Annotated in this window: 13 protein-coding genes; 5 read left to right on the forward strand and 8 right to left on the reverse strand. The window is 61.8% G+C overall.

The genetic code is table 11. From position 1 onward, the window contains the following. Positions 1-4: 4 nt before the first annotated feature. Both KW824_RS16085 and KW824_RS16090 read right to left on the reverse strand, forming a co-directional pair. Positions 5-1,405, reverse strand: coding sequence for a sensor histidine kinase KdpD (locus KW824_RS16085; RefSeq protein WP_041206551.1), 1,401 nt, complete (start codon positions 1,403-1,405; stop codon positions 5-7). A 102-nt stretch (positions 1,406-1,507) separates the two neighbouring features. Then, positions 1,508-1,600, reverse strand: a complete 93-nt coding sequence (locus KW824_RS16090) for a YnhF family membrane protein (RefSeq protein ID WP_106885551.1) — start codon at positions 1,598-1,600, stop codon at positions 1,508-1,510. 125 nt (positions 1,601-1,725) lie between these two features. Between KW824_RS16090 and KW824_RS16095 the strand changes: the two genes are divergently transcribed. Next, entirely contained in the window at positions 1,726-2,274 is a 549-nt protein-coding gene (locus tag KW824_RS16095) for a 2-amino-4-hydroxy-6-hydroxymethyldihydropteridine diphosphokinase (protein WP_218410307.1), read from the forward strand. A 76-nt stretch (positions 2,275-2,350) separates the two neighbouring features. Here the strand turns inward: KW824_RS16095 and KW824_RS16100 are convergent, their stop codons facing one another. Beyond that, positions 2,351-3,055, reverse strand: a complete 705-nt coding sequence (locus tag KW824_RS16100; RefSeq protein ID WP_218410308.1) for an SDR family oxidoreductase — start codon at positions 3,053-3,055, stop codon at positions 2,351-2,353. A 129-nt stretch (positions 3,056-3,184) separates the two neighbouring features. Here KW824_RS16100 and KW824_RS16105 point away from each other — a divergent pair, with 129 nt between their 5' ends. Next, entirely contained in the window at positions 3,185-3,589 is a 405-nt protein-coding gene (locus KW824_RS16105) for a CBS domain-containing protein (protein WP_171269332.1), read from the forward strand. On the opposite strand, the gene KW824_RS16110 is transcribed toward KW824_RS16105, so the two are convergent. Continuing rightward, positions 3,586-4,122 carry a DUF2301 domain-containing membrane protein gene (locus KW824_RS16110; RefSeq protein ID WP_218410309.1) on the reverse strand — a complete coding sequence of 179 codons (537 nt, stop codon included), beginning with the start codon at positions 4,120-4,122 and terminating at the stop codon, positions 3,586-3,588. The genes KW824_RS16105 and KW824_RS16110 overlap by 4 nt on opposite strands. An 83-nt stretch (positions 4,123-4,205) precedes the next feature. Here KW824_RS16110 and KW824_RS16115 point away from each other — a divergent pair, with 83 nt between their 5' ends. After that, positions 4,206-4,970 (forward strand): ABC transporter substrate-binding protein, encoded by a 765-nt coding sequence (locus KW824_RS16115; RefSeq protein ID WP_218410310.1) that lies wholly within the window; start codon positions 4,206-4,208, stop codon positions 4,968-4,970. Between the two features lie 95 nt (positions 4,971-5,065). Here the strand turns inward: KW824_RS16115 and asnC are convergent, their stop codons facing one another. Beyond that, on the reverse strand, positions 5,066-5,527 hold the full coding sequence (asnC, locus tag KW824_RS16120; protein ID WP_043132833.1) for a transcriptional regulator AsnC: 462 nt from the start codon (positions 5,525-5,527) through the stop codon (positions 5,066-5,068). A 153-nt stretch (positions 5,528-5,680) separates the two neighbouring features. On the opposite strand from asnC, the gene asnA reads away from it, so the two are divergent. Further along, positions 5,681-6,673 (forward strand): aspartate--ammonia ligase, encoded by a 993-nt coding sequence (asnA, locus tag KW824_RS16125; protein ID WP_218410311.1) that lies wholly within the window; start codon positions 5,681-5,683, stop codon positions 6,671-6,673. 284 nt (positions 6,674-6,957) lie between these two features. Here asnA and clpB read toward each other — a convergent pair whose 3' ends face one another. The 3 genes from clpB to rluD form a co-directional block, all read right to left on the reverse strand. Next, positions 6,958-9,531 carry an ATP-dependent chaperone ClpB gene (gene clpB, locus KW824_RS16130; RefSeq protein WP_218410312.1) on the reverse strand — a complete coding sequence of 858 codons (2,574 nt, stop codon included), beginning with the start codon at positions 9,529-9,531 and terminating at the stop codon, positions 6,958-6,960. Between the two features lie 274 nt (positions 9,532-9,805). After that, positions 9,806-10,543 carry a peptidoglycan editing factor PgeF gene (gene pgeF / locus KW824_RS16135; protein ID WP_218410313.1) on the reverse strand — a complete coding sequence of 246 codons (738 nt, stop codon included), beginning with the start codon at positions 10,541-10,543 and terminating at the stop codon, positions 9,806-9,808. A gap of 109 nt (positions 10,544-10,652) precedes the next feature. Next, positions 10,653-11,633: a 23S rRNA pseudouridine(1911/1915/1917) synthase RluD gene (rluD, locus tag KW824_RS16140; RefSeq protein ID WP_005324417.1), complete on the reverse strand. Its 981-nt coding sequence runs from the start codon at positions 11,631-11,633 to the stop codon at positions 10,653-10,655. 116 nt (positions 11,634-11,749) lie between these two features. Between rluD and KW824_RS16145 the strand changes: the two genes are divergently transcribed. After that, on the forward strand, positions 11,750-12,505 hold the full coding sequence (locus tag KW824_RS16145) for an outer membrane protein assembly factor BamD (RefSeq protein WP_041207111.1): 756 nt from the start codon (positions 11,750-11,752) through the stop codon (positions 12,503-12,505). The last annotated feature ends 81 nt before the right edge of the window (positions 12,506-12,586 follow it).

The raw sequence follows: 12,586 nt of genomic DNA on the forward strand, positions 1-12,586 counted from the left end.
AATTTCACTTAAGATCCAACCGGAAACAGACATCAGCCTGTTCATCCTCAATTAATTTAAGCTCGCCCCCCAGGCTCATCGCCGACTCGCGGGCAATGGAGAGGCCCATCCCGGATCCTTTCAACAACCCCTGGCGCACTATGCTGCCCTGCTCGAACGGCTCGAAGATCCGTTCCCGCTCGTCCAGCGGGATGACGGGCCCTTCATTGGCCACCTCCAGCCAGCCGCCATTGGCATCCTGGCCGGCACGGATCCAGATCTGGCCACCCTTGGCGCCATAACTGACCGCGTTGGAAAACAGGTTGTCGAGGATGAGTCGCAGGCGATAAGGCTCTGCCTGCAAGCTGATGGGCTCGGGCGGCCAGTGTACACTGATTTGTTTGGATTCCAGCGCCAGCCGGTACTCTGCAGACAATTCTGACAACAGGGGGGCCAGCGGCACCGCCATCAGGCTGAACACCTCCTGCTGGCTGAGGCGATTGAAGTCGAGCAGCCGCTCGATCAGGGTCTGCAGCCGGCGGCTGTTCTCCTCCAGCATCTGGCAGATCTCCTGCTGATCCCCATTGAGCGGCCCCACCAGTTGCTCGGAGAGCAGATCCGCCCCCTCCCGCAACACGGCGAGGGGCGTCTTCAACTCGTGGGAGACATGGCGCAGGAACTGGTACTTCTGCTGTTCCAGCTCCTTGAGCTTGTCGTGTAGCCAGCCGATCCGCTCTCCCAGCAACACCAGTTCGGCAGGGCCATCCACCGGGCGCGTGTCCGGCTCGACACCGGCCCCCAGGCTCAGGATCCGCGACTCAATCTGACGCACGGGGTGGATGATGAGGTAGGTAAACAGCAGTACCAGCAACAGACTGAGTCCCACCACGAAGCCACTGACCCACCAGATCTCCTTCCTCAGCTCGGCAATGGCCGCCCGCATCCCCGCCACATGCTCGTCAACCTGACTGCGGGTGACCACTTCCAGCTGCTGGTTGAGTTCATTGAACTGGGTGAAATTGGGACTGGTCGCCTCCATCCTGGCCTTGCGCAGATCCTGCAAGCCATCCAGCCAGGCCAGGGTGGCCTCGAGATCGGAGTAGACGGCGGCATCCGGGATGGATTGCCGATGAGTGGCGAGCAGCTCGCGATAGCGGGCCAACTGCTGCTGATAACTGCCGAGAATGCGCTCGTCCCCCAGCACCGCATAGCGGCGCAAGGTGCGCTCCAGATCGATGGCCTGGGCGGTGAGCAGGGTAGCCCGGCGGGTATCCCGCACCGCACGTTCCATCTCGTCGCTGGTCAGTTGGCCCAGATGGGAGAGCGCCTGACTGTCGTGCCAGATCATGCCCCCCAGGGGCATCAACACCAGCACGAAGCCCATCAATACCACCTGGAGCAGGGAACGAGGCCGAACCTTGGTCATCTTCTGCTGTCTCGATTCGTCATGGGGGGGCCAGCATATCCGCACTCCATGAAAAAGCAAAACCGGCCAGGGGGCCGGTTTGATTGCACTCGGAACTCGGATTTACGCCAGACCGACGGATGCCAGGCAGATGATCAGGATCACGGCCAAGGCTCCTGAGGCGGTCAACAGCGCCCATTTCATCTCCACACTCATGCAAACCTCCTTTCTGCCAATCAGAGTTGGATCACAACAGATAACAATATGTTAATTCATAGTGAATCCGATAACCGTGAGCTGCGTATATATTTCAGACGAGCCCAATCCAAGGAATGGCAACCATGTTTTACCTCTGCAGCATTGGATCCAATCTAGACCCTGCCCAGCATGTCAGCCAGGCCGTGGAAGAGCTGCTGGCCCGCTTCGGCCAGCTGCGTCTGAGCTCGGTGATCCAGACCACACCGGTGGGGATGTGCTCGCACCATGACTTTCTCAACTGCCTGTTCGTCGTCCAGAGCGAGCTCTCCGCCGCCCAGCTGAAGGCCGAATTCGTGACCATGGAGCTGGCCCATGGGCGGGATCGCGGCAATCCCCTGTGCAAGGTGACGGACAGACCCCTCGACATCGACATCCTGGCCAGCCACGAGAGGGATGCCTTCGCCGGGGTCGGGGTGGATGCCTATCTCGGGGATCTGCTGGCCGAGATGTATGAGGGGGGACGGGTTGGCGCCCACAAGGTGACGCTGCGTCTGCGCACCAGCAAGGTGTTTGCACAGCAGGCCTTCGGCCAGCAGCCCGTCGCCCTCCGACAGCCGGTCGATGAGCGCCAGGAGCTGTCCGCCGTGCCCCCGGATATGCCTGCCCATCAGGCAACCATTCGCCACCACTAGTCGCCCTGCTGGATCACCACGACGGGAGCCCGATCAGACTCCCGCCATCGCTTCATTCAACGACGCGCCATGACGTCTAGATGACGGCGAGGGCCCGACCACCATCCACCCGGATGCTGGCTCCCGTCATATAGTCGTTTGCCATCAAGAGCGTGACTGCCTGCCAGATGGGTTCCAGCCCCCCCTCCCTCGCCAACGGCGTCCGGGCCAGCACCTGCTGGCGCCAGGCGTCGCCATGCTCATCGAGAAACAGGATGGGGCCGGGCTCAATGGTGTTGACCCGCACCTCGGGTGCCAGCTCCCGGGCAAAGCTCATGGCCAGCGAATGGGCGCCCGCCTTGGTGGCCACATAAGCGGCGAACTGGGGCGCCGGGGCGTGAATGTAGATGTCGGTGATGTGGATGATGCTGGCGTTGTGCTGGCGCGCCAGCTGGGGTGCCAGCGCGCGATTCAGCTGAAATGGCGCCGCCATGTGCACCCGGTAAAACTGCTCGAACTGTTCCAGTTGTGCCGCCGGCTCGTCAGCCTCTGGCTCGAAGGCCGAGGCGTTGTGGATGATCAACGCCAGATCATCATGGGCACCCAGTGCCGTGGCAAGCCGTGCGACCTCCTCTTCCACGGCAAAATCCGCCTGCACCAGCTCAACGCCCAGGGCCCGCAGGTGGGCCAGCTCGGCTCGCTCGCTGCGATAGCTGCCCGTCACCTGCCAGCCAGCGGCCACCAGCTGCTCGCATAAATAGAACCCCAGCCGACGGCCGCAGCCCGTTACCAATGCACGCATACCCTCTCCTTTTGTCGTTGCTTGCCGGCCCAGGGCCGTGCCTATCAATCTCAACGGTACAAGCCATTGGCCCCGAGCACCGTCCAGCGGACATAGTGACACCACTTTAACCCTTTTGGAGCCACACGCATGCTGCAGATCCGCGATCACATGAGCCGCCTGACCCACTCCCTCAGCCCGCAACTCGGCCTGGCCGAGGCACTCGACAGGCTCCATCAGGCAGACTCGAGCGGCCTGCCGGTGCTGGACGACCAAAAACGACTGATCGGATTTCTCTCCGAGCAGGACTGCATCCCGAGTCTGCTCACCGGCAGCTACCACTGCGACAGCCGTACCCAGGTGGAGGATCTGATGAGCCGTACCCCGCTGTTCGTCAGCCCGGACGACAGCATCCTGGATCTCGCCCGCCAGATGACCGGGGCCAAGCCCAAGATCTATCCGGTGCGGGAAGGGGACAAGGTGGTCGGCATCATCAACCGCCGGCAGGTGATGCAGGCCCTCAACGCTCAGATGAAGCAGTGTCAGGCCACCTAGAGCTGGTAGCGTCCCCGATCGCCGATATCGAAATGCAGCGGCATGCGCCACTTGGCCAGACTGAGCAGGCCGAGCAGCAGGCCGCTCGCCAAGGCAACCAGGGCCGCAGCCCAGGCAACGCGGGTCCACTCCAGCAACCACAGCAAGGGCAACAACAGCGGCAGAAGCCTGATGCCCGGGATGGCGAAACAGAACTGCTCCTTGAACGCCAGGCCACAGAGGGTGGCCAGGGCCGCCCCCAGCACCAGGATGGCGGGGGCACCACAGGCGGCCAGCATCAACCCGCCCCAAGCCAGCCCCTGCAGTAAAAACCGCACCCGCTTGTCATATAGGTGCAGACAGAATCCACACAGGCCGCTCGCCACCACCAGCATGGTCAGCCACTGAGACGGCGACAACGGCACCAGCCACCCCAGCACACCTGCCCCTCGACACAACAGCAGCAAAGCTGTCAGACTCAGTCCGAGACGATAGAGACAGACAGAAAGCCTGTCGATGCCATCCAGTTCACTTTCTATTTCAGGGTTTGCCATCCGGGGTCGTCTCTAGTGAGATATCTGCCGGTCACTATACCCCGTGGATCGTGAACCCGCCCCGAGTGTTCAGGAGATGTGATTTGCGAAGCTTGCTCGTGCTCTGCTTGCTGCTGCCCTGCTGGCTGTCGGCCAGAGAGCTGATCATTGGCGGCATCCTGGAACCCCCTCTGAAATGGCTGGATCACAGCGGCCAGCCACGGGGCCTGGATGTGGATCTGGTCACCACCATCTTCGGTGGCCTCAAGGTCCCCATCAGGATAGAGCTGCTCGACTCCGGCGCCAGGCTCACCCGCAATGCCGAGGGCGGCGTCTATGACCTGCTGCTGAGCCACTCCTACAAGCTGGAGCGGGAGTCCTACCTGCTCTACCCCAAACAGGCCCATATCCGCCACAGCTGGCACTTCTTCGTGCGCAAGGATGACCTGGGGAAGATCCGCTACCGCACCCTGGCCGATCTCGAACCCTGGCGCATCGGCGTCACCAAAGACTTCTCCTACACCCCGGAACTGACGGCAGCCATGGCCGATCCGGCCTATCGCTTCCAGGTGATCCCCATCAACCAGCTGCAACTGCGCAAGCTGATCGCCGGGCGCATCGATGTGGTCCCCATGTCTCTGGTCACCGCCTTCGCCCAGATAAGGGAAGAGGGACTTGAGGGCAAGCTCGACTACCTGCCCAAGCCGCTCAAGAGCAGCCCCTACTACCATGTGTGGTGCAAGGCTCGGGCCGATGCCGACACCCCGGCGCTGATGGCAGCCTATGATGCAGAGCTGCTGCACATGAAGCGCGACGGCCGTCTCAAGGCCCTCTACGACAAGTACGGCATCCCCTACCTCGAGCCCTGAGCCCGCCATGCCGGAGCCGGCGGCGAGAACAGGGCTTCACATCGCTCCATATCAGAAGCTACAGCAAAATCAGGGGCTCGTGTGGAAGGCGCTACTCAGGGCTTCACGTCCCGCAGGATGGGATTTTGCAGTGAAATCAGCGTCTCGGTGGACTGGATCTCGTCTATGGTCTGGATCTTGTGGATCAGCACCGTCTGCAACTCGTCGATGGAGCGGGTCATCACCTTCATGAAGATGCTGTAGTGACCTGTGGTGTAGTAGGCCTCCACCACTTCGTCCAGCGCCTGCAGCTTGGCCAGGGCCGAGGGGTAATCCTTGGCGCTCTTGAGATTGATCCCGATGAAGCAGCAGACATCGTAACCCAGCTTCTTCGCGTTCACCTGCACCCGCGTCCCCTCGATGATCCCCGCCTGCTTCATCTTCTCCACCCGCACATGGATGGTGCCCGGGCTGACCGCCAGTTGCTTGGCAAGCTCGGCGTAAGGGAGCCGCGCATTGTCCATCAGAGCGGTGAGGATGGCCTGATCGAGATTATCGATCCGATAATTTTCCGACACTTTTTCGCACTCCCGTTGATGATATCTCAGTAACAACCCTGATATTTTGAACAAAAAAATACGTAAAGCCTATTTCTATTATCGAATATTGAATTTGTTACTCATTCTGTTGAAGAATCGCCATATCCAACGAGTTTGAAACAGGTATTCAGCATGAAACAGCACTACATTCGCAGCCAACAACAGATCAGCTTCGTCAAAGAGATGTTCTCCCGCCAACTCGCCCAGCAACTGGGTCTGATGGAGGTACAAGCCCCCATCCTGAGCCGAGTCGGTGATGGCACTCAAGACAACCTGTCCGGTCACGAGAATGCGGTGCAGGTCAAGGTGAAGACACTCCCCGAACACAGCTACGAAGTGGTTCACTCCCTGGCCAAGTGGAAGCGCCAGACGCTCGGCCGCTTCGGCTTCGGCCCGGGCGAAGGCATCTACACCCACATGAAGGCACTGCGCCCGGACGAAGACAGACTGACCCCCATCCACTCCGTCTATGTGGATCAGTGGGACTGGGAGAAGGTGATGCCGGGCGAGCGCCGGGATCTGGCCTACCTGCAGGAGACGGTGCGCGGCATCTGGGCCGCCATCAAGGCCACCGAGCGCGCGGTCTGCGCCGAACACGCGCTGACCCCCTTCCTGCCAAGCGAGATCCAGTTCCTGCACAGCGAAGAGCTGCTGACCCGCTACCCGGACCTCGATGCCAAGGGGCGCGAGCGAGCCATCGCCAAGGAGCTGGGTGCCGTGTTCCTCATCGGCATCGGCGGCGCCCTCTCCCACGGCGAGCGCCACGACGTGCGCGCCCCGGACTATGACGACTGGAGCAGCGAGAGCGAGCTGGGTCTGGCGGGTCTGAACGGCGACATCCTGGTGTGGAACCCGGTGCTGGAAGACAGCTTCGAGATCTCCTCCATGGGGATCCGGGTGGACGCCAAGGCGCTGCGCCGCCAGCTGGCTATCACAGGTGACGAGGATCGCCTGCAGTATGACTGGCACCAGGATCTGCTGGCCGCACGGATGCCGCAGACCATAGGCGGCGGCATAGGCCAATCCCGTCTGGCCATGCTGTTACTGCAAAAAGAGCACATAGGTCAGGTACAGGTCGGCGTCTGGCCATCCGAGATGAAGGCTGCCATCCCGGGCATGTTGTAAGCAAATCTAGGCATCCGGCAACCCATGCCGGATGCAGAAGGTGTGTAGCCGTGCGGACTGAAAGAGCGCAGTCCGGACAGGCTGTAAGCCGTGTGGTCATCCCTGATGATCCGCTGCGAAACCGGGGCTTGCCCCTGCGACCCGCTCAACCCACGCCAGGTCGCATCGAATACATTCCTCCCGGCAATCTTCGGATTGCCGTTTTTTTTGCCTCCGAATCACCGCCACCAGATATGACAACGCCAGCCCGAGGGCTGGCGTTGTGGGCACCGACACGAGATCGGTTACTGGGTCATGGTCAGGCCGTTGCTGTCGGCTCCCAACAGCAGCTTCTTGCCGGGGATGACCCGACCGCTGAGCAGGGCCTGGGCCAGCGGGTTCTCCACCTTCTGCTGAATGGCCCGCTTGAGGGGGCGCGCCCCGTAGACAGGGTCGAAGCCGGCGTGGACCAGCTTGGTCAGCAGCTCCTCGCTCACCTCCACCTCGAAGCCCTGGGACTCCAGACGGCCCATCAGGCTCTTGAGCTGGATGCGGGCGATGGACTTGATGTGATCTTCGCCCAGCGGGTGGAACACCACAGTCTCGTCGATCCGGTTGATGAACTCCGGGCGGAAGCTGCGGGTCAGCAGCTCCATCAGCAGGGACTTCATCTCCTCGTAGTCCTTCTCGGCGTAGTGCTCCTGGATCAGATCCGAGCCGAGGTTGGATGTCATGATCACCACTGTGTTGCGAAAATCGACGGTGCGGCCCTGACCATCGGTCAGGCGGCCATCGTCCAGCACCTGCAACAGGATGTTGAACACGTCCGGGTGCGCCTTCTCAACCTCGTCCAGCAGGATCACCGAGTAGGGGCGACGGCGTACCGCCTCGGTGAGATAACCCCCCTCCTCGTAGCCCACGTATCCCGGAGGCGCCCCCACCAGCCGCGCCACGCTGTGCTTCTCCATGAACTCGGACATGTCGATCCGCACCATGGCGTCCTGGGTATCGAACAGGAACTCCGCCAACGCCTTGCACAGCTCTGTCTTGCCCACCCCGGTGGGCCCCAGGAACAGGAAGGAGCCGATGGGGCGGTTCGGATCGGACAGTCCGGCCCGGGAGCGCCGGATGGCGTTGGAGACGGCGTCCACCGCCTCTTCCTGGCCGATCACCCGGCTGTGCAGCTGATCTTCCATCCGCAGCAGCTTGTCGCGCTCCCCTTCCAGCATCCGCGCCACCGGAATGCCGGTCCAGCGCGCCAAGACGTCTGCGATCTCCACGTCGGTGACACGGTTGCGCAGCAGGCTGGTCTCCTGCATCTCCGCCTGGGTGGCGAGATCCAGCTGTTTCTCCAGCTCGGGGATGCGGCCATATTGCAGCTCGGACATGCGGCCGAGATCCCCGGCACGGCGGGCCACCTCGAGATCCTGGCGGGCCTGCTCCAGCGCTGCCTTGATGTGCTGGGTACCAGCAAGGGCGGCTTTCTCGGCCTTCCACACCTCTTCCAGCTCGTTGTATTCCCGCTCCTTCTCGGCCAGCTCGTGATTGAGCAGATCGAGGCGCTTGCGGCTGGCGTCGTCATCCTCCTTCATCAGCGCCTGCTGCTCCAACTTGAGCTGGATGATGCGCCGCTCAAGGCGGTCCAGGGATTCCGGCTTGGAGTCGATCTGCAGCCGTATGCTGGCCGCCGCCTCGTCGATGAGGTCGATGGCCTTGTCAGGCAGCTGGCGATCCGCGATGTAGCGGTGGGACAGCTGGGCCGCCGCCACAATCGCCGGGTCGGTGATCTGCACATGGTGGTGCAACTCATAGCGCTCCTTCAGGCCGCGCAGGATGGCGATGGTATCCTCCACCGAGGGCTCCTCCACCAGCACTTTCTGGAAGCGGCGCTCCAGGGCGGCATCCTTCTCCACATACTGCCGATATTCATCGAGCGTGGTGGCGCCGACGCAGTGCAGCTCACCCCGCGCCAGGGCGGGTTTGAGCATGTTGCCCGCATCCATGGCCCCCTCGCCCTTGCCGGCGCCGACCATGGTGTGCAGCTCGTCCACGAAGAGGATGACGTTGCCCTCCTCCTTGGCCAGATCGCTGAGCACCGCCTTGAGCCGCTCCTCGAACTCGCCGCGATACTTGGCACCGGCCACCAGGGCCCCCATGTCCAGAGAGAGCACCCGCTTGTTCTTGAGCCCTTCCGGCACCTCGCCGTTGATGATGCGCTGGGCCAGCCCCTCGACGATGGCGGTCTTGCCGACGCCGGGGGCGCCGATCAGCACAGGGTTGTTCTTGGTACGGCGTTGCAGCACCTGGATGGTACGGCGGATCTCTTCATCCCGGCCGATCACCGGGTCAAGTTTGCCGAGTTCGGCCCGCTCGGTCAGATCGATGGTGTACTTCTCCAGCGCCTGGCGGTTCTCCTCGGCGTTGGCATCATCGATCTTCTTGCCGCCACGCACCTTGTCGATGGCCGCTTCCAATTTCTCCTTGGTAAGACCCTGGACGCGCAGCAGCTCCCCCAGGTTGCCCTTCTCGTCGAGGGCTGCCAGCACGAACAGCTCGGACGAGATGAACTGATCCTTGCGCTGCTGGGCCAGCTTGTCGCAGACATTGAGCAGGCGACCGAGGCCGTTGGAAAGTTGCACGTCCCCCTCGACGCCGCTCACCTTGGGCAGGCGATCGAGCTCCTCGCCGAGTCGGGAGCGCAGGGTGTTGATGTCCATCCCGGTCAGGGTCAGCAGCGGACGGATGGAGCCGCCATCCTGATTGAGCAGGGCTGTCATCAGATGGACGGGTTCGATGAATTGGTGGTCACGCCCCAGTGCGAGAGACTGGGCATCGGAAATAGCGACTTGGAATTTGCTGGTCAGGCGATCGAGGCGCATTGCACTCCCCCTTTGAAACAGACACGCCGCTTGCGCGGCAAACAACATAACTTTCTGAGATGAAAGATGAGGCCCGTGCGGGCTATTTCAAGGGGCAAGCCTGGTTATTTTTTCTGCAGCGAGGGTCGCTGGCAGGATCCCCGCCCTTGCCAGATGCAGGGCGGGAGATTCGTCAAGGCGCCAGCCAGATGATGGAGGCCATGCGGCCGGTCTGGCCGTCGCGACGACATGGGCAGTAGAACTGCTCGCTGTATGGGGGAACGTCCCCAGACATTTACTCAGCCAACCAGATAATCGAGGCCATGCGGCCGGTCTGGCCGTTGCGACGATAAGAGTAGAACTGCTCGCTGTCGCTAAAGGTGCAGTATTCGCCACCATAGACAGCATTCACACCGGCGCGGGCCAGGCGTAATCGGGCCAGCTGGTAGATGTCTGCCAACCATTTCCCCTCATTGGACGAAGGGATGAAGGCCGTAGCCGCCTCCGACTGTTCCGCCATAAAGGCATCGCGCACCTCGCCCCCCACTTCAAAGGCCGTGGGGCCGATGGCGGGACCGAGCCAGGCCAGGATCTCCCCCGGTTCGCAGCCCATGGCGGCGATACTGGCTTCCAGTACCCCCTCCTTCAGCCCACGCCAGCCGGCATGAGCGGCAGCCACCACAGTGCCGGCCCGATCGCAGAACAGCACCGGCAGGCAGTCGGCTGTCATCACTATGCAGGCCTGCCCGGCCTCGTGGGCGCAGGCCGCATCGGCATCCGGCGCCACATCGTACTGGTCGCTGACGGAGTGGACGGCAGTGCCGTGCACCTGATTGAGCCAGTTGAGGGGCCCGGGGATCTGCGCCGCCTGCAGCAGTCGAGCGCGGTTCGCCTCGACCCGTGCAGGCTCGTCCCCCACATGGGCACCCAGGTTGAGGCTGGCGAAGACCCCTTCGCTCAGGCCACCATCCCGGGTGGTCGACAGGGCCCTGACATTGCCAGGAGCGGGCCAGTCGGGTTCAATCCAGTTCATCTGTGACTCCTTCCATTCACGGATATAGAAACGGGGCTCCTGAAAGGGAACCCCGTTTGTCATCTCTTCGGACCAGACGACGGCAGAAACCGACGCAGGCCCTATTGCATCAACTCCAGACCAAATCGTCCGGATTGGCGAGCGTATCGGCACGCAGCACTTCCATCAGGTCCAGCATGTCTTGCGGCGTGGCAGAGTGCCACTCCATGACTTCGCCGGTGATGGGGTGAGCCAGCTTCAGCATGGTGGCATGCAGCGCCTGGCGATTGAAGTTGCGCAGGGCCAGAGTCAGCTCAGGGGTCGCATTGCGCAGCAGGCGCAGACGACCACCGTAAGCGGGATCCCCCACCAGCGGATGCTTGATGTGAGCCATGTGGACACGGATCTGGTGGGTACGACCGGTTTCCAGACGCAGACGCAGACGGGTGTGGCCACGGAACTTCTCGTGCACCCGGTAGTGGGTCACGGAAGGACGGCCATTGGGCACCACAGCCATGTGGGTACGCTGGGTCGGGTGACGACCGATGGGGGCATCCACAGTGCCGCCAGCGGTCATGTGACCGATGGCGACGGCCTCGTATTCACGGGTGATCTGACGCGCCTGCAGCGCCTCCACCAGATGGGTCTGGGCCGGGATCGTCTTGGCAACCACCATCAGGCCAGTGGTGTCTTTATCCAGACGGTGCACTATGCCGGCACGGGGTACCTCGGCGATGCCGGGGTAGCGGTGCAGCAGGGCGTTCAGTATGGTGCCGTCCGGCGTACCGGCGCCCGGGTGGACTACCAGACCGGCCGGCTTGTCGATCACCAGAATGTGTTCATCTTCATAGACGATGTTGAGGTCGATGTTCTGGGCATCCCAGCGGGTATCATCTTCCAACTCGACATCTACATGTACCTGCTGCCCGGCCACCACTTTCTCGCGCGGGGTATTGGCAACCTGACCGTCCAGGGTCACTCTGTCCTGTAAAATCCACTCCTTGATGCGGGTGCGGGAGTAGTCTGGAAACAATTCGGCCAGGGCCTGGTCGAGTCGCTGCCCGAATTGGTGATCCTGAAATTCGCCTGTCAGTTCAATATGCTGGCTCATGTATGGTCTCTTGAGCGGGGGTATCAATTCGAAATAATCCGGGTATTCTAGCTTTTCTTTTAGCCAAGCATAACGGATACTTTGCCAATTTCGTGGAAATGGACCGGATGTTGTTGATGGGAAAGAAGTCTCGCCTGCTGATGTCGCTCGCCTTGGTCGCTACGCTGATCACTGGCTGTTCCAGCACCAAACCCAAGGTTCCCGACGAACCGCCGGAAGTCCTGTACCAGAAAGCCCGTCTCAAACTGGACACAGGCAACTACCTGAATGCCATCGAATTGCTGGAAGCTCTGGACTCTCGTTATCCGTTCGGTGCCTACTCAAGTCAGGTGCAGCTCGATCTCATCTACGCCTACTACAAGCAGGATGATACCGCCCAGGCGATCGCCAATATCGACCGCTTCATCCGCCTCAACCCGGCGCACAAGAACATCGATTACGTGTTCTACATGCGCGGCCTGACCAACATGGCGGCAGATTACAACTTCTTCCAGGACTTCCTGGGCATCGATCGGGACGACAAGGATCCTTCCTATGCCCGTCAGGCCTTCCAGGACTTCAAGACCCTGCTGCAGAACTACCCGAACAGCCAGTATGCGGCCGATGCCCGTGCCCGCATGGTCGGTCTGAAGACCCGCCTCGCCCGCTACGATCTGGGGGTGGCCGAGTATTACGTGAAGCGTGATGCCCTGATCGCCGCCGCCAACCGCGCCAAGCTGGTAGTCGAGACCTATCCCGACACAGTGGAGACAGAGAAGGCACTGGAGATCATGGTCAACGCCTACGATACCCTGAAGATGCCGACCCTGGCCCGCCACGCCCGCGAAGTGCTGGCCAAGAACTACCCGGACAATCGCCTCGGCCGCGGCTGAGCATGACGGGGACAAAAAACCGATGCCAAGGCATCGGTTTTTTTATGGCTGCAATTTCCCTGCAGAGTGCGACCCCCATGG

Source organism: Aeromonas sp. sif0611 (assembly GCF_019218845.1).
Lineage (GTDB): Bacteria > Pseudomonadota > Gammaproteobacteria > Enterobacterales > Aeromonadaceae > Aeromonas > Aeromonas media.